This is a genomic window from Pseudomonas sp. 11/12A (assembly GCF_000800055.1).
GTDB lineage: Bacteria > Pseudomonadota > Gammaproteobacteria > Pseudomonadales > Pseudomonadaceae > Aquipseudomonas > Aquipseudomonas mohnii.
The window spans coordinates 4,162,486-4,184,238 of record NZ_JUGV01000001.1 but is presented as its reverse complement, the minus strand read 5'-3'; the positions used below and the strand labels follow the sequence as shown (position 1 = coordinate 4,184,238).

At 60.0% G+C, this 21,753-nt stretch carries 20 protein-coding genes; 9 read left to right on the top strand and 11 right to left on the bottom strand.

Annotated features, from left to right (window positions below; genetic code table 11):
* The first annotated feature begins 68 nt into the window (after positions 1–68).
* Complete coding sequence (locus tag GQ39_RS19225) at positions 69–1,124, top strand: ABC transporter ATP-binding protein (protein WP_047532591.1); 1,056 nt, start codon at positions 69–71, stop codon at positions 1,122–1,124.
* Positions 1,125–1,207: 83 nt separating this feature from the next.
* On the opposite strand, the gene GQ39_RS19220 is transcribed toward GQ39_RS19225, so the two are convergent.
* Positions 1,208–2,137 (bottom strand): AraC family transcriptional regulator, encoded by a 930-nt coding sequence (locus tag GQ39_RS19220; protein WP_047532588.1) that lies wholly within the window; start codon positions 2,135–2,137, stop codon positions 1,208–1,210.
* Between the two features lie 335 nt (positions 2,138–2,472).
* Here GQ39_RS19220 and GQ39_RS19215 point away from each other — a divergent pair, with 335 nt between their 5' ends.
* Both GQ39_RS19215 and GQ39_RS19210 read left to right on the top strand, forming a co-directional pair.
* The gene (locus GQ39_RS19215) at positions 2,473–2,826 is read left to right on the top strand and encodes a putative quinol monooxygenase (RefSeq protein ID WP_047532587.1); all 354 of its coding nucleotides are present in this window, start codon (positions 2,473–2,475) and stop codon (positions 2,824–2,826) included.
* Between the two features lie 41 nt (positions 2,827–2,867).
* The gene (locus GQ39_RS19210) at positions 2,868–3,098 is read left to right on the top strand and encodes a hypothetical protein (protein WP_047532586.1); all 231 of its coding nucleotides are present in this window, start codon (positions 2,868–2,870) and stop codon (positions 3,096–3,098) included.
* Here the strand turns inward: GQ39_RS19210 and GQ39_RS19205 are convergent, their stop codons facing one another.
* From GQ39_RS19205 to GQ39_RS19180, 6 genes are all read right to left on the bottom strand, one after another.
* Positions 3,099–3,728 (bottom strand): flavin reductase family protein, encoded by a 630-nt coding sequence (locus GQ39_RS19205; protein ID WP_047532585.1) that lies wholly within the window; start codon positions 3,726–3,728, stop codon positions 3,099–3,101. It abuts the gene before it with no gap.
* A gap of 182 nt (positions 3,729–3,910) precedes the next feature.
* Entirely contained in the window at positions 3,911–4,243 is a 333-nt protein-coding gene (locus GQ39_RS19200) for a hypothetical protein (protein ID WP_052193623.1), read from the bottom strand.
* A gap of 317 nt (positions 4,244–4,560) precedes the next feature.
* Complete coding sequence (locus tag GQ39_RS19195) at positions 4,561–5,880, bottom strand: MFS transporter (RefSeq protein ID WP_047532584.1); 1,320 nt, start codon at positions 5,878–5,880, stop codon at positions 4,561–4,563.
* Between the two features lie 300 nt (positions 5,881–6,180).
* Positions 6,181–7,515: a sigma-54-dependent transcriptional regulator gene (locus tag GQ39_RS19190; protein WP_047532582.1), complete on the bottom strand. Its 1,335-nt coding sequence runs from the start codon at positions 7,513–7,515 to the stop codon at positions 6,181–6,183.
* Positions 7,509–9,275: a sensor histidine kinase gene (locus GQ39_RS19185; RefSeq protein ID WP_047532579.1), complete on the bottom strand. Its 1,767-nt coding sequence runs from the start codon at positions 9,273–9,275 to the stop codon at positions 7,509–7,511. Before GQ39_RS19185 ends, GQ39_RS19190 begins: the two co-directional genes overlap by 7 nt.
* Before the next feature lie 231 nt (positions 9,276–9,506).
* Positions 9,507–11,030, bottom strand: a complete 1,524-nt coding sequence (locus tag GQ39_RS19180) for a fumarate hydratase (RefSeq protein WP_047532577.1) — start codon at positions 11,028–11,030, stop codon at positions 9,507–9,509.
* 381 nt (positions 11,031–11,411) lie between these two features.
* Between GQ39_RS19180 and GQ39_RS19175 the strand changes: the two genes are divergently transcribed.
* The 3 genes from GQ39_RS19175 to GQ39_RS19165 are packed head-to-tail and all read left to right on the top strand — an operon-like array spanning position 11,412 to position 14,225.
* Entirely contained in the window at positions 11,412–12,518 is a 1,107-nt protein-coding gene (locus tag GQ39_RS19175) for a GGDEF domain-containing protein (RefSeq protein ID WP_047532575.1), read from the top strand.
* A complete protein-coding gene (locus GQ39_RS19170) occupies positions 12,511–13,446 on the top strand; it encodes an iron-sulfur-binding ferredoxin reductase (RefSeq protein WP_047532572.1) in 936 nt (311 codons plus the stop codon). The genes GQ39_RS19175 and GQ39_RS19170 overlap by 8 nt, the downstream gene beginning before the upstream one ends.
* Positions 13,447–13,475: 29 nt before the next feature.
* Entirely contained in the window at positions 13,476–14,225 is a 750-nt protein-coding gene (locus GQ39_RS19165; RefSeq protein WP_047532570.1) for an enoyl-CoA hydratase-related protein, read from the top strand.
* A 206-nt stretch (positions 14,226–14,431) separates the two neighbouring features.
* On the opposite strand, the gene pyk is transcribed toward GQ39_RS19165, so the two are convergent.
* On the bottom strand, positions 14,432–15,883 hold the full coding sequence (gene pyk, locus GQ39_RS19160) for a pyruvate kinase (protein ID WP_047532568.1): 1,452 nt from the start codon (positions 15,881–15,883) through the stop codon (positions 14,432–14,434).
* Between the two features lie 171 nt (positions 15,884–16,054).
* On the opposite strand from pyk, the gene GQ39_RS19155 reads away from it, so the two are divergent.
* The 3 genes from GQ39_RS19155 (at position 16,055) to GQ39_RS19145 (ending at position 17,871) form a co-directional block, all read left to right on the top strand.
* On the top strand, positions 16,055–16,429 hold the full coding sequence (locus GQ39_RS19155) for a tetratricopeptide repeat protein (protein WP_047532566.1): 375 nt from the start codon (positions 16,055–16,057) through the stop codon (positions 16,427–16,429).
* A 249-nt stretch (positions 16,430–16,678) separates the two neighbouring features.
* Positions 16,679–17,038, top strand: coding sequence for a PilZ domain-containing protein (locus GQ39_RS19150; protein WP_047532564.1), 360 nt, complete (start codon positions 16,679–16,681; stop codon positions 17,036–17,038).
* A 332-nt stretch (positions 17,039–17,370) separates the two neighbouring features.
* Entirely contained in the window at positions 17,371–17,871 is a 501-nt protein-coding gene (locus tag GQ39_RS19145) for a hypothetical protein (protein ID WP_047532562.1), read from the top strand.
* 367 nt (positions 17,872–18,238) lie between these two features.
* Here the strand turns inward: GQ39_RS19145 and GQ39_RS19140 are convergent, their stop codons facing one another.
* From GQ39_RS19140 to GQ39_RS19130, 3 genes are all read right to left on the bottom strand, one after another.
* On the bottom strand, positions 18,239–19,570 hold the full coding sequence (locus GQ39_RS19140; protein WP_047532561.1) for a DUF58 domain-containing protein: 1,332 nt from the start codon (positions 19,568–19,570) through the stop codon (positions 18,239–18,241).
* Entirely contained in the window at positions 19,567–20,616 is a 1,050-nt protein-coding gene (locus GQ39_RS19135; protein ID WP_052193620.1) for an AAA family ATPase, read from the bottom strand. The genes GQ39_RS19140 and GQ39_RS19135 overlap by 4 nt, the downstream gene beginning before the upstream one ends.
* A 219-nt stretch (positions 20,617–20,835) precedes the next feature.
* Complete coding sequence (locus tag GQ39_RS19130) at positions 20,836–21,747, bottom strand: SMP-30/gluconolactonase/LRE family protein (protein WP_047532559.1); 912 nt, start codon at positions 21,745–21,747, stop codon at positions 20,836–20,838.
* Positions 21,748–21,753 lie beyond the last annotated feature (6 nt).

The following is a 21,753-nucleotide window of genomic DNA, read 5'->3' as shown; positions in this document are numbered from 1 at the left end:
GACTTTTGCCTTGCCTGATCATCGCTCGGCGACCTCCAGCCAGAACCCCTGATTTCTTGAGGTGATTTATGTCTGGTCTGATTCTGGAAAACGTCGAGAAACATTACGGCTCGGCCTGCGCGGTAAAAGATGTAAACCTGCATTTGCCCGAGGGCAAGCTGGTGTGTTTCCTCGGCCCGTCGGGTTGCGGCAAAACCACGTTGCTGCGGATGATCGCCGGTCTTGAAACCCTGACCGGCGGTGAGATTCGCCTGGACGGCGAAGACATCGGCCAAACCCCGGCGCACTTGCGCAATTTCGGCATGGTGTTCCAGTCCCTGGCCCTGTTCCCGCACATGACGGTGGGGGAGAACATTGCTTACCCGCTGAAACTGCGTGGGGTCAGCAAGGCTGACCAGCAGGCGCGGGTGGTGGAGTTGCTGGAATTGATCCAGCTGCAACAGATGATTGATCGCCCGGTGGCCAAACTCTCCGGCGGGCAGCGTCAGCGCGTGGCGATTGCCCGGGCGATTGCCAGTCACCCGAAAATCCTTTTGCTCGACGAACCGCTGTCGGCACTGGATGCCAAGCTGCGCGAGTCGATGCAGGTGGAGATCCGTCAGCTGCAACAACGCCTGAACATCACCACCATCATGGTGACTCATGACCAGCGTGAGGCCATGACCATGGCGGATATTGTCGTCGTGCTGGGTGAGCATCGGGTGCAGCAGGTCGGTACGCCGATCGAAATCTACCGGCACCCGGCCAACGAATTCGTCGCGGACTTTATCGGTTCGGGCAACATCTTCCCGGCCACGGCGCTGGGCAACGGCAAGATCAGTCTGCCGGGCGGCGATGCGCTGCAAGTGCCGATCTGCAGCAGCATTGTGGTCGGTGAAAAAGTGAAGATGCTGATTCGCCCTGAAGACCTGCAACTGTCGGCGCCGCAGGCGACGGCGGGCAATCGGTTGTTGGGCAAGGTGACGTTCGTACGGGATATCGGCGCGACCATCGAAACCACGGTCGAGTGTTCCGGGGTGACGTTCACGGCGCTGAGCACGCCGTGTCAGGGCTTTGGCTTGAGCGTCGGGCATCCGGTGTCGGTGACCCTTCCTGCCGAGGCGTGCAGGGTATTGGGAGCCTGATCCGGATTGGATCTTGGCCTCTCTGGCCCCATCGCGAGCAAGCTGGCTCGCGATGGGGCCGGTACTCACTGCACAAATCCTGGCTAAACGCTCAACCGCAACCGCGCCAGATCCCGCAACGGCGGCGCGCCGAACAAACGGCTGTACTCGCGGCTAAACTGCGAAGGGCTTTCATACCCGACCCGATATCCCGCCGCCGAAGCTTCCAGTCCTTCGGCCAGCATCAAGCGTCGCGCCTCCTGCAACCGCAGTTGTTTCTGGTACTGCAGCGGGCTCATCGCCGTCATCGCCTTGAAACGATGATGCAGCGTCGACACGCTCAGGTTCACTTCCTTCGCCAGATCATCGATGCGCAGCGGCTGTTCATAGTTGCTGTTGAGCCATTTGATCGCCTGGCTGATGCGATGGCTCTGGCTGTTGGCGATGGCGATTTCGTACAACCGGTGGCCCTGTTTGCTGCGCAGCAACCGATAGAGAATTTCCCGGCGAATCAGTGGCGCGAGCATGGCGATGTCTTTCGGCGTGTCGAGCAACCGTGCCAGTCGCAGCACTGCATCGAGCATCGCGCTGTCGAGCCGTTCGACATACAGCCCGCGCCCGGTCGGCCGGGTGGGCACGCCAAGCGGACCCGCGTCGGCGATCAAGGCGGTGATTTCCGCCGGGTCGATGTCCAGCCGCAATGCCAGGATCGGTTCCTGCGACGTGACATTCACAACCCGGCCGCTCAGTGGCATCGAGACGGAGACGACCAGGTAATTGAGCGGGTCGTAATTGAAGAACTCATCGGCGAGCCGAACTTCCTTGCGCCCCTGGGCCATGATGCACAGTGCCGGTTGCGCCAGCACCGGGGCGAAGTCATGGTTTTGACTGTGGCGCGACATGAGCAGCGAGTCGACAGCGGTGGCATAACTGCCATCTTCGGCGGTGTTGCGACGAATGATCGCCGCCAGTTCCGCGCGCTGTTTCTCCATGTCGGCGTCCAGCGGGGCTTGAAAGTGATCGAGCGACGACATGCGAGGCATCCTCGGCAAGGTTGGGTTGACGGGCAGAGCATAAGTTTGTGCAAGTCACGGCGGTAGACACATCCTGCCGGATGCTTGCCTGATTCTGCATGGGAGTTGCTTTTTACCCCGACAAGACCGGACAGAGACGGCAAAACTTGCTTGAAACTCGCAGGGCAGAACCGTGACAGTGTTTTACACATTGTTACAGCCAGTCCATGCACTCTCGCAGGATTGTGCAACGTCCCGGCAGAAATCGACTAACGAGCCACGCGCGCCAACCCTTAACCTTTGATCCTGTCGCAGCCCGTCCCTGGCTGCCACACGACTCCCTGGGAGGGTTGAACATGTCTAAGCAGATCCCCGTCAGTCATATGGCCTTTGTTCGAGCCCGCGCCGGACGTTCGCAGGAGCTGGGTGTGCGCTTGAGCGCATTGATCGAGCCGTCTCGCGCCGCGCCAGGCTGCCTGAGCTTTGCCTTGCAGCATTCGCAATGTGACCCCGAGTTGTGGCTGGTCTCCGGTTTCTGGACTAACCAGCAGGCGATGACCGCGTACTTCAGCACCCCGGCCATGGAGATTTTCGCCGAGCTGATCCAGGAACTGGTGGTCAATAGCCTGGATTTTCACACCTTCAGGGATGTGTCGGCGGCGCAGGCCCTCCGCCAGTCCGGGGCTGCGGTACACAAACTGGCTGGTTGAGGGTTTAATGGCACTATTCTCAACCAGACAGGATGCGCGACATGGCACGCAAAGCCTTTGAAACCTTCGAAGCAGTATCGGCGGTCGTTCCCCGTGAAGGCGGGTATTACGCCGCAATCGCCACTAAAACCATCGGTGGCTCGGGGGCGCCTCGCTTCAATAAGCTGCTGGAAGAGCAGACGTTCAAGACCGCCAAAGAAGCGGACGAAGCGGCCGCTCTGCAGTTGACCCACCTCAAGGGTGTCAGCGAAGACGGCGCCCTGATCTGGTAACTACCTGACCGCCCCCGGGCGATACATCTTGAACAAGGCCTCAGGCCCCAACTGGAAGTAGTCCGCCGGTCCGCCGCCGCGCAGAATCGGCTCTGCCGCGGCGGTGTCGTATACACCGTCCTTCAAGAGTTTCCTGGCGATATGCACGGCGACCACTTCGCCCAGAATCAGCCAGCTCGGCACCACATTCCCGTCTGCCCGCTGCAACTGAATGATCTGCGTGACCTTGCACTCGAAGGACACCGGGCTTTCGGCCACCCGTGGCACTGAAATGACTTTCGAGGCAACGGTGGTCAGCCCGGACAGTTCGAATTCATTCACCTCTGGGCCAACCATGGCGCAGCTCTGGTTCATCTGTTCGGCCAATGGCCGGGTCGCCAGGTTCCACGCGAACTCACCGGTCTGTTCGATATTATTCAGGCTGTCTTTGCGCCCGATGCTGGAAAAACCAATGATCGGCGGAATGTAATTGAAGGCCGTGAAAAAGCTGTAAGGCGCCAGATTCAAATGGCCATCGGCATCCTGGGAGGAAATCCAGCCAATAGGGCGTGGGCCGACGATTGCGTTGAACGGATCGTGGGGCAGGCCATGGCCGTTGGCAGGTTCGTAATAGTGGATATCGTCGGGCATCGGGTAAACCTGGGTTTTTCGAGAGAGGGTCATATTGCTGGCGACGATGACTAATTTCCAGTCAATCGCAAGGGTAGGGGGCTTCTATGGGGACCCACAGGTTTTGTGCGGTTGTCATTTTTACTGTTCTCCAGAAATGACTAAGCCCGGCCGAAGCCGGGCTGTGGTGCCGCGATTGCGGATCAGCTGATGGAAGCGCCGCCCGTGCGGTCGTAGCCGTCTTCGGCGACGGTGGCGCCGCCTGTGCGGTCGTAGCCGTCTTCGGCAACGGTGGCGCCGCCTGTGCGGTCGTAGCCGTCTTCGGCAACGGTGGCGCCGCCCGTGCGGTCGTAGCCGTCTTCGGCAACGGTGGCAGAACCGGTGCGGTCATAGCCATCAGCGGCAACGGTGGCCGAGCCAGTGCGGTCATAGCCGTCTGCTGCAACGGCGGAGCCGGTACGGTCAAAACCGTCGGCGGCGAAGGTGTTGGCGGTCAGTACGGTGAGGGCCAGGGCGAGGAACAGTTTGGTTTTCATCTTCATTTCTCCAGATTCGTTGGCGGTTGTGTCTTGGGCATGGGTTTCATGCTACGCCAATTAAACTGATTAAAAAGCGCAAATAAATGCTAAAAACAATCGATTAAATAGATGTTAAGGCTCGCAGATATTTTTGCTTTCAACGTCTGAGTGAGCGCATCAGCGTTTATCGATCAGGCAGGTTCAGGGTGGTGGCTGAGCATTAACTCGTGATTAATCCGGCTCTCACGGGGGTGAAGGTTTTTTCATGCCATGCCAAACAAAAAAAGGGGCAGACCCATGACGGTCTGCCCCTTTTGATGGTGACGCGGCTGGAGTTAGTCCGTGACGATCCGCGAATGTTTGCGGGTGTCTTTCATGGTGATGTACACCAGCAGCGATACGGCAATACAGGCAGTGACATACCAGTAGTATCCGGTCTCCATGCCGATGCTCTTGAACCACAGTGCGATGTATTCAGCGGTGCCACCGAAAATCGACACGGTCAGCGCGTAGGGCAGGCCAACACCCAGGGCGCGGATTTCGGTCGGGAACAGTTCGGCTTTGACCACCGCGTTGATCGAGGTGTAGCCGCTGACAATGATCAGCGCCGCCATGATCAGGAAGAACGCGCCCCACCAGGTCTGGATGGTGTGCAGGGTGGTGAGGATCGGCACGGTGAACAGGGTGCCCAGGATGCCGAAGGCGATCAGGATCGGCCGACGACCGATTTTATCCGACAGGCCGCCGATGATCGGTTGCAGGCACATGAACAGGAACAGCGTGGCGGCGGAAATGGTGGTGGAGTCGGAAATGCTCATGCCGACGGTGTTCACCAGGTATTTCTGCATGTACGTGGTGTAGGTGTAGAACGCCAGGGTGCCACCCATGGTCAGGCCGACCACGGTCATCAGTTCCTTTGGATGACGCAGCAAGGTGCGCATCGCGCTTTCCTTGGCCTTTTCCTTCTTGGTGAACGATTCGGTTTCTTCCATGCCGCGACGCAGGTACAGCGCGACGATGGCGCAGAGTGCGCCGATGGCGAACGGAATGCGCCAGCCCCAGGCGTACAGCTCCTCGGTGGTCAGCAATTGTTGCAATACGATCAACACGGCCAACGCGATGAGCTGGCCGGAGATCAGGGTCACGTACTGGAAACTGGAGTAGAAACCGCGGCGTTCCTTGGTCGCCATCTCACTCAGGTAAGTGGCCGAGGTGCCGTACTCGCCACCGACCGACAGGCCCTGTAGCAAGCGGGCGAACACCAGCAGGATCGGCGCGCCGATGCCAATGATTTCATAGCCCGGGCTCAGGGCGATCAGCAGCGAGCCAAAGCACATCAGGTACACCGAGGCCATCAGGGCCTTTTTGCGCCCGACCTTGTCGGCATACAGGCCCATCAGCCAGCCACCGATCGGGCGCATCAGGAAGCCCACGGCGAAGATTGCAGCGGTGTTCAGCAGTTGTGCGGTGGTGTCGCCTTTCGGGAAAAAGGTCTTGGCGAAGTACAGGGAGAAAGCGGCGTAGACGTACCAGTCATACCACTCGACCATGTTGCCGACCGAGCCGCTGAAGATCGACTTGATACGGCTGGAGGTGGTGCGTTCTCTTGTCGGCACGGCAGCCGACCCACGGGGCAGGGTATTGGAGTTATCCATTGAAGGATCCTTCGTCTAATTATTGTTTGTGGAGCGCGCGTTAACGCAGCCTGCGGGGGCTATAGCAGGAGGTGTGCCAACGGGGAGAGGGCCGGTTTAGAGGGGTTTTGCCGAGCTGATGAGCGGAAAACCGCTCATGAAAAACTGGGCGTGAGCGAAATATTGCTCATGGAGTCATGGTTGATGTTGCCTGGACCAGCCCCTTCGCGGGCAAGCCCGCTCCTACAATGACCGAGCTGACACCGGCCCCCTGTGGGAGCGGGCTTGCCCGCGAAGAGGCCATGAAAGGCGCTGGAGCATTCAGTTTTCTTGCAGGAACATCTCTCGATTCAGGCCATGACGCTGCATCTTTTCGTTGAACGTACGGCGTGGCAGTTGCAGCTCTTCAAGCACGGCCTTGACGTCACCCTTGTGTCGGGTCAGCGCCGCGCGCAAGCACTGCGCCTCAAAGGCTTCCTGCTGGGCCGCCAGTGACTGCCCAGGGTCGATGCCCGCAGGCACAGGCTCGCCAAGCCCCAGCACCTGACGCTCGGCGACATTCGCCAGTTCACGCACATTGCCTGGCCAGTCGTGGCTCAGCAGGTGGCTCAACTGCGGGCCGCTCAGCGGCGCGAAGGTGCGCCCGAGGCGTTCGGCGGCATGGCGGGCGAACGATTCGTACAACAACGGAATGTCTTCGCGGCGATCGCGTAACGGCGGCAGACGCAGTTCGGCGACGTTCAAACGATAAGCCAGGTCCTCGCGAAAACGCCCGGCCCGTGCTTCGTCGAGCAAGTCCGGCTTGGTCGCGGCAATGATCCGTAGATCCACGCGGATACTCTGGTTCGAGCCCAGGCGTTCCAGTTTCTGTTCCTGCAACACGCGCAGCAGCTTCACCTGCTGTGCCAAGGGCATGCTTTCAATCTCATCGAGAAACAGCGTGCCGCCGTCGGCGTATTCGAGTTTGCCGATGCGTTTGCCCTGGGCGCCGGTAAACGCACCGCTCTCATGACCGAACAGTTCGGCTTCAAACAGTTGCTCGGGGATGGCTGCGCAGTTCAACGCCACAAAAGGTTTATCCGCCCGCGGGCCGAAGTCGTGCAGGCAGCGGGCAACCAGTTCCTTGCCGCTGCCGGTTTCGCCACGGATCAGCACATTGACCGGCAATGCAGCCAGCTCCAGCACCTGACGGCGCAAGGTCTGCAAGCCACGGGATACGCCCAGCAGCGTGGCATCGAGTTTGGCGCGGTTGTCCGCCTGTTCATGCAGGGCACGGTTCTCCAGCACCAGCCGGCGCTTGTCCAGCGCGCGGCGCAGGCTGCCGAGCAGGGCTTCGGGGCTGAAGGGTTTCTCCAGAAAGTCGTAGGCCCCGTCGCGCATCGCATCCACGGCCATCGGCACGTCGCCGTGACCGGTCAGCAGGATCACCGGCAGTTCGGCATCACGCTGCTGCACTTCGGCCAACAGTTCCAGGCCGCTCATGCCGGGCATGCGCACATCGCTGAGAATCACCCCGGCAAAGTGTTTCGGCAACTGCGCCAGGCACTCGTCCGCACGGCTGAACAACTGCACATCGAAACCGGACAGGCTCAACCATTGTTCGACGGCGCTGCGGATGCTGCTTTCGTCGTCGACCACCATCACGGAATTCAGCATGAGCCATGGGCCTCCAGGTCGATGGGCAGGGTGAGGGAGAACACGGCGCCGTTGTCGCGATTGCCGGCCGTCAGGCGCCCGCCCGACTCGTGAGCGATTGCAAAGGAAACCGCCAGTCCGATGCCCAGTCCATCGCCGACCGGTTTGGTGGTGAAGAACGGGTCGAACACTTTGGCCAGGTTCTCTTCGGCAATGCCGCCACCGTTATCAATGACGCTCAGGCGCCACAATTGTTCATCGGCTTCGAGACGGATTTCCAGGCGCTTGCAGGGTTTGTCCTGCATTGCGTCCAGGGCATTGCGCAGCAGGTTGATCAGCACTTGTTCCAGACGAATCGCATCGCCGCGCACCCAGGCCGGACGCGTCAGATGCAACACCGTGCTGACTTGCTCATCGCGCAATCGGGTGTCGAGCAGTTGCATTGACTGATCCACCACGGTGGCCAGATCCAGGCGTTCGCGCAAGCCACCGGGACTTTTGCGGGCGAAGGTTTTCAGGTGTCCGGTGAGCGCCGCCATGCGCGTGAGCATCTCGTCCAGCGGTTTGAGCGCTTTGTAGGCGTCGTCGACGCGGCCGTGGTCGAGCAGCAACCGCAGCGTGGCCAGCTGCATGCGCTGGGCAGTCAACGGCTGATTGATCTCATGGGCGAGGGCGGCGGACATCTGCCCGAGGGCCGCGAGTTTGGCCGATTGCACCAGGCCTTCCTGGGCGGTGCGCAAGTCGCGGGTGCGCTCTTCCACCAACTGTTCAAGCTCCTCGCGGCTGCGCTGGCGCATTTTCGCCAGACGCCAGCGCTGGTTGAGGAACAGCAGCAGAAACACCAGGGTCAGCCAAAGGCCGGCAGCGGCGAGTGCGGCGTTGCGACTATCTTCGAACGCGACCTGCGGGCGACGTAGCAGGTGCAGCGTCCAGCCTTCGGCGGGAAGCGGAAGGGACTCCCATAGGTAATCAGACTTACCGTCCGGGCCATCGACCCGTGCCAGCTCGCTGTTTTCGTCAAAACGGCGCAGCGATTGATAATCAAGCGGTGTCAGTGGCTGCTTGTCGTATTGGCGGGTGGCCTTGAGTTCGGTGTGATCCCTGTCATTGAGCGGTTTCAAAAGCCGATAGCGCCAGCCCGGCTGGTTGGCGATGAAGATGATCCCACGGGCATCGCTGACCAGCAGTGTGTCGCTGCCCTGACGCCACTCCCGTTCCAGTTCCGGAAATTCCAGTTTGACCACCATCGCGCCGAGAAACTGCCCGTCGTCATCGCTGACGGCGCTGGACAGGAAGTAACCCGGTATCCCACTGGTCACGCCCACGGCATAAAAACGCCCGGTGCCCTGGGTACGGGTCTGACTGAAGTAAGGGCGGAAGCCGTAGTTGTGGCCGACGTAGCTGCTGGGCAGGCGCCAGTTACTCGCCGCCACGGCCAAGCCGGTGCGATCAAGCAATTCCAGGGTCGAGGACTCGGCGGCGCCGTTGATTTTTTCCAGCTTGCGGTTCAGCACGTCCTGTTGCTCGGGGCTTACCGGGCCATTGAGTGCTCCGCGTAATTGCGGGTCCAATGCCAGCACGGAGGGCAGGGCACGGTAACGCTCGATCAGGGTATGCAGCGACGTGGCGTACAGCGCCAATTGCTGATTGGCCCGGGCCGCGTCTTCGACCATGGACTGGCGTACGGTGTGGCGCATCGCCAGGGTGGCGGCGATGGCGGCACCGGCGATGATCACCAGGGTGTAGAGCGCCAGGCGCAAGGGGCGAGATAACTCGAACATGCTGGGTATGACACACAGGTACAGAGGGCGCGCACCATAACATGCGGCGCTTGACCCTTGTAGGAGCGAGCTTGCTCGCGATGGTCGTCAACGATAACGCGGGGCAACAGACAAACCGTGTTGTCCATGCGTCCATCGCGAGCAGGCTCGCTCGTAAAGGGGGACGCATCTGGCAATAAAAAAGGCGACAGGGTTAGCCCTGTCGCCTTTTTCAGTGGTCAGTCGAAATACTTACTGCACTTCCACCGCCAGGCTGTCACTGATCTTTTTCTGCCAGATGGCAGGACCGGTGATGTGTACCGACTCGCCGTTGCTGTCGACTGCAACAGTGACCGGCATGTCTTTCACGTCGAACTCGTAGATCGCTTCCATGCCCAGTTCGGCGAAAGCCACCACGCGGGATTTCTTGATGGCTTGCGCCACCAGGTAAGCCGCGCCGCCGACAGCCATCAGGTAAACGGCCTTGTAGTCCTTGATCGCCTCGATGGCGGTCGGGCCGCGCTCGGATTTGCCGATCATGCCCAGCAGGCCGGTTTGCTCGAGGATCTGACGGGTGAACTTGTCCATCCGCGTCGCGGTGGTCGGGCCAGCCGGGCCAACCACTTCTTCACGGACCGGATCGACCGGGCCGACGTAGTAGATGAAGCGGCCCTTGAGGTCGACCGGCAGGGTTTCACCCTTGTTCAGCATCTCGACCATGCGCTTGTGCGCGGCGTCGCGACCGGTGAGCATCTTGCCGTTGAGCAGGATGGTTTCGCCCGGCTTCCAGCTCTGCACTTCTTCCGGGGTCAGGGTGTCGAGGTTCACGCGGCGGGCCGAAGGACCTGCTTCCCAGACGATTTCCGGGTAGGCGTCCAGCGGTGGCGCTTCCAGGGACGCCGGGCCGGAGCCGTCGAGCACGAAGTGTGCGTGGCGGGTGGCGGCGCAGTTCGGGATCATGCACACCGGCAACGAAGCGGCGTGAGTCGGGTAATCCATGATCTTCACGTCGAGCACGGTGGTCAGGCCGCCCAGGCCCTGGGCGCCGATGCCCAACTGGTTGACCTTCTCGAACAGTTCCAGACGCATTTCTTCGATGCGGTTCTGTGGGCCACGGGCCTTCAGTTCGTGGATGTCGATGGATTCCATCAACACTTCCTTGGCCATCACCGCGGCTTTCTCGGCGGTGCCGCCGATGCCGATGCCGAGCATACCCGGTGGGCACCAGCCGGCGCCCATGGTCGGAACGGTCTTGAGCACCCAGTCGACGATCGAGTCGGACGGGTTGAGCATGGCCATTTTCGATTTGTTCTCGGAACCGCCGCCCTTGGCCGCCACGTCCACTTCCACGGTGTTACCCGGAACGATGGAGTAGTGGATAACGGCCGGGGTGTTGTCCTTGGTGTTCTTGCGAGCGCCTGCCGGGTCGGCAAGGATCGAGGCACGCAGGACGTTTTCCGGCAGGTTGTAGGCGCGACGCACGCCTTCGTTGATCATGTCGTCCAGGCCCATGGTGGCGCCATCCCAACGCACGTCCATGCCCACGCGGACAAACACGGTCACGATGCCGGTGTCCTGGCAGATCGGACGATGGCCGGTGGCGCACATGCGCGAGTTGATCAGGATTTGAGCGATGGAGTCACGGGCTGCCGGCGATTCTTCACGCAGGTAGGCCTCGTGCATCGCCTGGATGAAATCCACGGGGTGGTAGTAGGAAATGAACTGCAGGGCGTCGGCAACGCTCTGAATCAGGTCGTCTTGCTTGATCACGGTCATGAGTCGCGCTCCTCTAAAAGACGGGAACATTCAATAAGGTGCTTGCAGCTTGGGTGCATCGGTCGGTTGCAAGCACCTTTCAAGGCACGCCGGGCATGCTGGCGCGACGCTAAAAAGGCGCGGCAGTATAACGCGCCTCGGTTCCGTAAACACCCGCCGGTAATCAATCGTTGGTCGCATACAGGCTGCAGCAAGTTTGAAACGGGCAGATAAAGGCATATTGCTTTTGTGGCGAGGGAGCCTGCTCCCGTAGAGCCGCGTGTATTCCTGTTATCCACCCTTGAAAATAGGATGGTCATTTATTGGCCACGCCACTAAAGTGACATACGGTCTGTAGAGTAGGACGCTCTGTCAGTCTCCTTTCATTCGGTGAGTCAACGATTGACCCATAACGCCATCCAGCGACTGTTGCTCAAGCGTTTCGCCCTTGCGGCCGGCACCTATGCCCTGGCATTGGTATTGCTGTGGCTGGCGTTTTTTACCGGGCACTATGAAGAGTCGCTCTCCGGCGTTGCCATTGGCAGCGCACTGGTGGTCATCAGTCAGGCGACGCTGTTTGCACTGTTCTATTCGGGCCTCAACCTGCGCTTTGCCGACCCCAGCCTGACCGAGGCCCAAGTCTTGCTGGGGCTGGGGTGGCAGACCTGGCTGATCGCACACCTGGGGGATGCCCGTGGGGCGTTTCTGGTTTTTTACGTACTGATTCTGCTGTTCGGGCTGTTCCATCTGTCCCGTCGCTCATTTGTGCGTTGTGCCTCGCTGGTGTTTTTCAGTTTCAGCGCGATCACGCTGTGGGAGGGTTACCACTTCCAGTTGCCTGACCCGGCATTGGCGGCGTTGCAGGTGTGCGTGCTGTTGATCGTGCTGGTGTGGCTGGTGCTCTATGCCGGTTATGTCCAGGCTTCGCGACACCGCATGCGTCAGCGGCGATTTGCCTTGCAGGCGCACCAGGACACGCTGCGCGGGATGATGCGTCAGCTCGAGGACCTGGTGGCCACTGATGAGTTGACCGGGTTGTTCAATCGTCGGCATTTCCTGCGCCTGGCCTCCCGCGAGTTGAACGCCATGGAGGTGGGTGTCGTGCATGGCCTGGCACTGATCGACCTCGACCATTTCAAACGCATCAACGATCTGCACGGCCACGCCGCAGGCGACCAGGTGTTGCAAGCCTTTGCCGGCGTGGCCTCGGCCTGTCTGCGCGAGGGTGATGTCCTGGCCCGTTATGGCGGCGAGGAGTTCGTGGTGCTGCTGCCCGATTGCGATCCCGAGAGCTTGACCTCCTGTTGCGAGCGGCTGCGCATCGCCTTTACCGATGTCGAGTTGATTGGATTGAATGTGCGCAACCTCAGCCTGTCCGCCGGCATGACCCTGCTGGAACTCGGTGATGATCTCGACGATGCCTTGCAGCGCGCCGACCAGGCGCTTTATCGCGCCAAGCGCGACGGCCGCAACCGTTGCGCGGCGGCCTGGGAAAACGTCGATGCCTGAATTACGTGTTGGCGACCGTCTATGGTCGGTGGCGGCGGGCAGTAATCTGCTGGATGCCCTGAATCAGAACGGCGTGCCGGTGCCCTATAGCTGTCGCGCCGGCAGTTGCCATGCCTGTCTGGTGCAATGTGTGCAAGGCCTGCCGAGCGACAGCCGTCCCGATGCATTGAGCGCCGAGCAGCGTCAGCAAGGCTGGCGCCTGGCCTGTCAGTGCCAGGTGATCGAGGACCTGCAGGTGCACACCTTCGACCCGCAGCGGGATGGCCAGCCGGCCGAGGTCGCCGCCGTCGATTGGCTGAGCGCCAGCGTGTTGCGTTTGCGCCTGACCCCGCAGCGGCCATTGCGCTACAGCGCCGGCCAGCATCTGGTGTTGTGGGCGGGCAATGTGGCGCGGCCTTACTCCCTCGCCAGCCTGCCGCAAGATGACCGTTTTCTGGAGTTTCACCTCGATTGTCGACAGCCCGGGCAATTCAGCGATGCGGCGCGTCAACTGAAGATCGGCGACGGGATCCGTCTCGGCGAGTTGCGTGGCGGGGCCTTGCATTACGACCCGGACTGGCACGAGCGCCCGCTGTGGCTGATGGCTGCGGGCACCGGATTGGGGCCGCTGTTCGGTGTGTTGCGCGAAGCGTTGCGCCAGGATCACCAGGGTGCGATTCGTGTCATTCACCTGGCCCATGATGCCAATGAGCATTATCTGGCCAAACCCCTGCAAGCCCTGGCGGCGAACCGGTCGAACCTGAGTATCGAGCTGTGGACCGCGGCCGAGTTGCCGGCGGCTTTGGCGCAACTGCGGCTTGTTTCCCGGCAAACCCAGGCCTTACTCTGCGGAGCCCCCGACAGCATCGACGCCTTTGCCCGACGCCTGTACCTGGCGGGATTGCCGCGCAATCAACTGCTGGCCGACGTCTTCCTGCCCCGTGGTTGAGCGCTGATCTTTCAGACGCGAGACCTGCCATGACCGATGCCATCCAAGTTGAACGCGAACGGGGCCTGCTGACCCTGCGGCTGAATCGTCCCGACAAGAAAAACGCCCTGACCCGCGCCATGTACAGCCACTTGGCCGAAGCGCTGAAACTGGCCGACCACGACCCTGAAATCCATGCCGTACTGATCACGGGTTCCAGTGAGTGCTTCACCGCCGGCAACGACATCGCCGATTTCATCCAGCAACCGCCGAGCGGCCTCGACAGCCCGGTGTTCCAGTTCATGCTCAACCTGCTTGAATGCCGCAAGCCGGTGATCGCAGCGGTGGCGGGTGCGGCGGTGGGCATTGGTACGACCCTGTTGCTGCATTGTGATCTGGTGTACGTCAGCCGCGATGCGCGTTTGCGCATGCCATTCGTCAACCTTGGGTTGTGCCCGGAATTCGGTTCCAGCCTGATCCTGCCGCGCTTGCTCGGGCAGGCCAGGGCGGCGGAGTTGCTGTTGCTCGGTGAGGGTTTCAGCGGTGAACAAGCTGCCGTATGGGGCATTGCCTGCGAAGCCTTGGGCAGTGGCGAAGAGACGTTGGCCAAGGCACGGGAAATGGCGCTGCGTTTTGAGTCGCTGCCGCCGGAAGCGGTGCGTATCAGCAAGCAATTGATGAGGGCGCCGGATCGGGAGATGTTGCGCAAGGTCATAGAAGAAGAGGGTGCGTTGTTTACCCAGCGGCTGCGTTCGCCGGAAGCGATGGCGGCTTTGGCAGGGTTTATCAACCGGCATTGAACTTGCGGTGTCAGGGCCGGCCCCATCGCGGGCAAGCCCGCTCCCACAGGATTTTGTGTTCGGCACAGGTTATGTGAACGACACCGGCTACTGTGGGAGCGGGCTTGCCCGCGAAGAGGCCGGATCAGACAACACACCTGTCGAATCAGAAAAAAAAAGCCCCGCCATTCACATGGCGGGGCTTTCGTTTTTCAGCGCTCGGTCACTCAGACCATCGGGTCGCCAACGTGCAGGATTTTCATGCCGTTGGTGCCACCGGTGGTGTGGTAGCTGTCGCCTTTGGTCAGGATGACCCAGTCGCCTTTCACCACGATGCCGCGCTTGACCAGCTCGTCGATCGCCTTCTGGCTGACTTCGTTCGGCGCCAGCGAAGCCGGATCGAACGGAATGGTGTACACGCCACGGAACAGCGCCGCGCGAGCCTGGGCTTCACGGTGCGGGGTGAACGCGTAGATCGGCACCGAGGAACGGATGCGCGACATGATCAGCGGGGTGTAGCCACTTTCGGTCAGGGCGATGATCGCCTTCACGCCCGGGAAGTGGTTGGCGGTGTACATGGTCGCCAGGGCAATGCTCTCGTCGCAACGCGTGAATTCCTTGCCGATGCGGTGGCTGGACGTCTTGCTGGTCGGGTGCTTTTCGGCGCCGACACAGATGCGTGCCATGGCCTGCACGGCCTCCAGCGGATACAGACCGGCGGCACTTTCCGCAGAAAGCATCACGGCGTCGGTGTAGTCGAGCACGGCGTTCGCCACGTCGGACACTTCAGCACGGGTCGGCATCGGGTTCTGGATCATCGACTCCATCATCTGGGTCGCCACGATCACGGCCTTGTTGTGGCGGCGTGCATGCAGAATGATTTTCTTCTGGATGCCCACCAGCTCGGCGTCGCCGATTTCCACGCCCAGGTCACCACGGGCCACCATCACGGCGTCGGATGCCTTGATCAGGCCATCGAGGGTTTCGTCGTCGGCCACGGCTTCGGCGCGTTCGATCTTCGCCACCAGCCAGGCGGTGCCGCCAGCTTCGTCGCGCAGTTGACGGGCGTATTCCATGTCGGCAGCGTCACGCGGGAACGATACGGCGAGGTAGTCGACCTGCATTTCGGCGGCGAGCTTGATGTCAGCCTTGTCTTTTTCGGTCAGGGCCGGTGCGGTCAGGCCACCACCGCGACGGTTGATGCCTTTGTGGTCCGACAGCGGACCGCCGATGGTCACGGTGCAGTGCAGTTCGGTGGCGGTGGCGGTATCGACACGCATCACGACGCGACCGTCGTCGAGCAGCAGCTCGTCGCCCACGCCGCAGTCCTTGACCAGATCCGGGTAATCGATGCCGACCACTTGCTGGTTGCCTTCGGTCAGCGGATGGCTGGTGGAGAAGGTGAATTGATCACCGATCTTCAGCTCGATGCGCTTGTTGGCGAATTTGGCGATACGGATTTTCGGGCCTTGCAGGTCACCCAGCAGGGCCACGAAGCGGCCATGCTTGGCAGCGAGATCACGCACCAGCTTGGCGCGAGCCTTATGCTCGTCGGGGGTGCCGTGGGAGAAGTTCAGACGGGCGACGTCCAGGCCAGCCAGAATCAGCTGTTCGAGAACTTCCGGCGAGTTACTGGCCGGGCCAAGGGTGGCAACGATTTTGGTACGACGGACGGACATGCAAAGACTCCTGAGTTCAAGCGCTGAGTGAGGCTACTATGGTCCGAAGTTGTAGTCATTGTTCGTAAGCACTACTTATTGCTTTCTTTATTGAACCTGGCAACTTTGCGCCCGGCGGCCTGAAGATTTCCGCTCGCGGGTCGATACAGCGTTCAAGACAGGAGATCCCCCATGCGATTCATGCTCATTGCCGCCCTTGCCCTCAGCGCCACGGGTTGCGTTCGTTTTGCGATGAACCATCATTTGAACAATGCCTATAGCGCCTATGACCGGGGTAATTGCGAGCAGGTGATGCTTGAGTTGTCCAAGGTCGAGCGTGATAGTCGGGCGCGACCTTACGTGTGGCCGGAAGTCTCGATGATGCGCGGTCAGTGCCTGGAACGGCAGAAGATGTTTATCGATGCGGCTCAGACTTACCAATTCATTATCGCGACCTATCCGCAGAGCGAGTACGCCTACCGCGCCCGCGCTCGCCTGGAAACCCTGCAGAGCCTGGGCCACTACCCGACTCGCAGTGCGGCGGTGGTGCGCCCGACCCGGTTCTGATGTCAGTGGTCATCTGATGGCTGGCCTACCGGCGGTGGTGAGCTATAGTCGATTAGACCGGTTTTAGAGCCTGGCCTCTAAACCGAGGTAACACCTGTGATCGGCAGAGGTAAGCGGCAGCGGTTTTCGGCGACTGTCGCACCGGGATCGGGGAGAGCGGGCCGACCGTGGCTGTCAAACCACACCAGGCAGGTCTGTTCCGAAGCATTAGTGCGGCCCTGCTTAAGGGCCTTGCATAGCGAATTCAGCATGTTCACTGACCGCCGGATCGAGCGGCATCAACTGCCGTATTTTCTGAGAGTGTTCAACAGCATCACCGACAAACCCATTGGCTTTCTGGGCAATGTGTCCGAGGACGGGCTGATGCTGATCAGTCAGTTGCCCCTGATGATCGGCGCGGACTTCGATTTGCGCCTGAAGATCCCCGCCAGCGATGGTTGCCAGCAGGTCATCGACCTGCGGGCGTGTTGCCTGTGGTGCCACGAAGACGCAACCCCTCAGCACTATGACGCCGGGTTCAGCTTGCAACGGCCGCCGCCGGAGTATGGGCAACTGGTAGAGGCGTTGAAGCAGTACTTCAGTTTTCATACGTTGCCGGCTTCGGCGTGAGAGGCAAATGATCACAGGCTGACTACCCTCAGCGTGTGTGCTTCCGTTGAAGCATCCCTGGCTTGTCAAATGCACGCTATTGAGCGGCACCGCTTACAAGAGCCCAGCGTGTTTGGTCATGGGCGTGAGATTGTTGCGAGGAAGGTCGTTGCTCTCCAGGGCACAGTCTAACGTCAATGAACCTGGCATTAATATTTCTGGTTTGGAAATAAAAAGTCATATTGATTATTCCATTTGTGTCTTCATAACTGTCAGTTCTGACAGTAGTAAATGAATAGGCGATTGAGTTATTTTTTCTGGGCAGTCTATTAGTGTCTTTGTGGAGGTGGCAGATGAATGGTAAAGCTGATAAAGAAAATCTTGTGGTGAAATACGTGCTGGCTGATGACTTTAAAGATGGTTCATTTGTAGAGCGCGGTGAAGGTGAAGAGCTTTTCGATAGTTTTTGGGAAGGTGTGGAGGTTTTAACTTATCATCATCGGCATTTAAGAGTTCCGGAGTTGACGGGTCAGGTGGAGTATCAATATAAATTTGATAGTGGCCGAGTGTATGTGCGGACATTGAGGTACTTTTTGACCAGTCGGCCGAGTAATAGGTATTGGTATCGCGCCAATATTGATGTGCAACTTGAAAGTTACGGCTCACAGCGTGTGAACTCACCCGACACGATGAGCCAAAACGCGCAGTGGCATACCTATAACGTGGGCCTGAACGTCGTTCATGACCCCGTGTTCAGAGCGGGTTTTAAAATTCGAATCGAGTATGACGGAACTGATAATGGCGTGGGTGAGCGCGATAGTTGGGGGAATGTAGTTGATTTGATTCCGCGATAAGTAAAACACCTTTAACTTCTTCGTGCTGAGTCGTCGTGCTGTCTGTTTTGTTAGTGGTCGTGCTAAACCTCTAAACGCGTCAGTGTGAAATGGCTTCTGGTCGAGGGGCGGCAGTACTTCAAAGTGTTTGATGGATTTCTTCTTGTTATTGATTTTGAAAATGCTGCCGTCAGTTTTTATTGGGGGGAGGGTTGGTGTTGTCGTTTTGTATGGGGTTGTCTTTTTTAGGTGGGTGTTGCAAATGGGCGGTTGAATTTTACATTGCGCAATTAGATGTTTTTTTTTTTTGGGGGGGCGTTCGTTGTTGGTAAGGCGATTTATGTTTTTTGGAACGGGAATGTTTGATTGCGCCTGATGCCACCCCCCCCTACAACGTACCGTTTTTTTTCCAGTTCAGATAACGCGTTAACAAGTCCACACCCAATTCCCGGGGCAAGACATTTATTGCTGATATCCCATGAGCGTCCAGTTTCTCGTGGAGTTTGGTCCGTGCATTGAGGTAATCCATCGCTCCGCAGTAGGCCAGTGCCTCGGACAAGGTTTGCACGGGGGTTTGGCGAATGCGGTCGAGTACGTCTTCCCTCATGCTGGCGACGATCACTTGATGCTGTTTGCCCATTCGCTTGACGGCCGTGAGCAGTTCCTCATCATCTTCATCGCGCAGATTGGTCATCAACACCACCAGCGCTCGACGTTTTTGTCGGGCCAAAAGTTGGGTGATGGCGGTTTGATAGTCAGCGCTATGTTGACTGCTGTGCAGGTCGTAGACCGTATTGAGCAAAACGTTGAGTTGCCCGGTGCCTTTGACTGGGGCGAGGTAGCGAGCTTGCTCGCTCGCAAAGGTGCTGAATCCCACCGCGTCGCCCTGGCGTAGTGCGACGTAACTCAGCAGCAGGCAGGCATTGAGCGCATGGTCGAAATGCGACAGCTCGCCGTCCTGACTGCGCATGCGGCGTCCGCAATCGAGCAGGAAGATTATCTGCTGGTCACGCTCGTCCTGATACTCCCGGGCAATCGGCGTGCGTTGGCGGGCGGTGGCCTTCCAGTCGATTTGCCGCAGGCTGTCGCCCTCGCGAAATTCGCGCAATTGATGAAACTCCTGCCCCTGGCCACGCCGTTGGTGTTGGCGTACGCCGAGCTGGCTGAGCCAGTTATCCACAGCCAGTAACCGGCCGCCGTAGAGGCGGGCGAAATCCGGATAGACACGGGTCTGGTCCGCAACGGTCAGCAGGCGTTTGTCGGACCACAAGCCCAATGGGCCAGGCAGGCTGACTTCGCAGTGTTCGAAGCTGAAGTGACCACGTTTGAGCGGGCGCAGACGATAGCCGATCAGGCTGCGTTGGCCGGGCTGAAGCTCCACCGTCAGGGGCAGGTTTTCAACGTTCAGCCCATCCGGTACGTGGTCGAAGAGCTGGACGTTCAGTGATTGGGAAAAATCATGCTCGACCTCCAGGTTGGCTTCGCTCCATCGACCCAGCGCCAGACTGCCGGACAGGCGTCGGGTAACCCTCGGGGATGGCAGGCGTTTGATCAGCACGATGTCCAGAGCAGCCAATACCAGCAACGCCAGCAGCAACGCCCAGTTGATTCGTAGCAGGCTCGGTGCAACGTCGATTCCCAATGCCCGCGCAGTGCCCAGCACGATGCCGACGGCCAGCAGCAAGGCGAGCCAGAGCAGCAGCAGGCGGGTCGGTTTCACAGGCGTGGCGCCGGTACTTGATCGAGCAATTGCCGTAGCACGTGATCGACCTCCAGCCCTTCGATGTCCAGCTCTGGCGAGATGCGCACCCGATGGCGCAGCACGGCCAGCGCGCAGCCCTTGATGTCGTCCGGAATCACGAACTCGCCACCGCGCAACAGGGCCCGCGCCCTGGCGCAACGCACCAGGGCTATGGAGGCTCTGGGCCCGGCGCCGAGTGTCAGTCCCGGCCAGCCGCGGGTGGTACGGGCCAGACGCACGGCGTAGTCGAGCACCTGATCGTCCAGGGGCAGTTCGCTGGCGATACGTTGCAGGACCAGCACGTCTTTGGCCTGCAGGAGGGTGCGCAATGGTTGCACGTCGAGCATGTCGGCGCGGGTAGAGCGGCAGACTTGACGCACCATGTCCAGCTCCTGCCCGGCGTCCGGGTAGTCCATGCGCACCTTGAGCATGAAGCGATCCAGCTCGGCTTCCGGCAGTGGATAAGTGCCTTCCTGTTCGATGGGGTTCTGTGTGGCGAGCACCATGAAGGGCTGCGCGATCGGCAGGGCGCGACCTTCCAGGGTGACTTGCCGCTCCTGCATGGCTTCGAGCAAGGCGGCCTGGGTTTTCGCCGGGGCACGGTTGATCTCGTCGGCCAGTAACAGGTGGGTGAACAGCGGGCCTTTGCGCAGTTTGAATTGCTCGGTTTGCAGGTCGTACACCGCATGCCCGGTGACATCGCTGGGCATCAGGTCCGGGGTGAACTGAATACGGGCGAATTCACCGCCGAAGCAACGCGCCAGCGCGCGTACCAGCAAAGTCTTGCCCAGCCCCGGCACGCCTTCGAGCAATACGTGGCCGCCGGCAATCAGTGCGGTGAGAACGTCGTCGATCACGCTGCCCTGGCCGATCACGACTTTTTGCAGCTCGTTGCGTATCGCTTGGGCCAGTTGGCTGGCGCGCAGGCGTTGCTGCTCGGCATGGCCAGGTGCGCCGGGCTCGATCTGTTCACTCGTCACGACTTGCGCAGCGCTGGTGACTGTCACCTGTGGTTTATCTTCCATAAATCAGTCACTTACCTAATCTGGTTTTTTCATTTTTTGACGTGCATAACCTGTGATTGGCTGCCAATCTGCAAGATTGCAAGTCCAGAGTGACCTCTCGTTTTGAGTTGTCTGAAGTGGAGGTTAGGCCATCACGGGCGCTACATCGCGAATCCGCTCAGGAAGTTATATACGCGCTTGGTCGCTCTTGTCGGGATCGAGGGGCGGGTGCGGAATGTTTCAAGGCATTTGCGCCCCTGCCACCGCCACATGAATCATGTACAGCGAAGTGTTCGCGGTAATGAATAACCGATTGCGCCGTGGCCCGCCAAACGTCAGGTTGGCGACTTTCTCCGGCAGCAGGATCTTGCCCAGCAATGTGCCACACGGCGCCAAACACTGAATTCCGTCCCCGGCGCTGGTCCAGATATTGCCCTGCACGTCGACCCGTAGCCCATCGGGAATCCCCGGCTCAATCTGCGCCAGCACCCGCGAAGCGCCAAGCCGGCAATTGTCCAGCACCGTCAGGGCGCGAATGTGGTGCGGCGCATCAGGGTCGTGGGTGCGCGCCGAATCGGCGACGTAGAGGGTGCTGCCGTCCGGCGAAAAAGCCAGGCCATTGGGCTGCACAAAGTCGTCGGCGACACAGCTCAACTCGCCGCTACGCGGGTCAATGCGGTAGACATTGCGACTCGCCTGCTCAGGGTCAGCCTTAAAGCCCTCGTAGTCGCTGAGGATTCCGTAGGTCGGGTCGGTGAACCAGATGCCGCCATCGCGATGCACCACTACATCGTTCGGCGAATTAAGGCGTCGTCCTTCAAAGCGCTCGGCCAGCACAGTGATCGAGCCATCCGGCTCGGTGCGGGTCACGCGGCGGGTGCCGTGCTCACAGGTGATCAAGCGCCCCTGCACATCTCGGGTGTTGCCGTTGGCGAAGTTCGAGGCGTGGCGATAGACCGAGACGCCCTGCTCCGGGGTCCAGCGCAAGATGCGCTGGTTCGGAATGTCGCTCCAGAGCAGGTAGCCGCCATCGTTGAACCACACCGGACCTTCGGCCCAGCGGCATTGGTCGTACAGCCGCTCCAACTGGGTGTTGGGCAACGTCAGCGCGCGAAAGCGCGGGTCGAGGTATTCGTAAACAGGTTCGGACATGTCAGT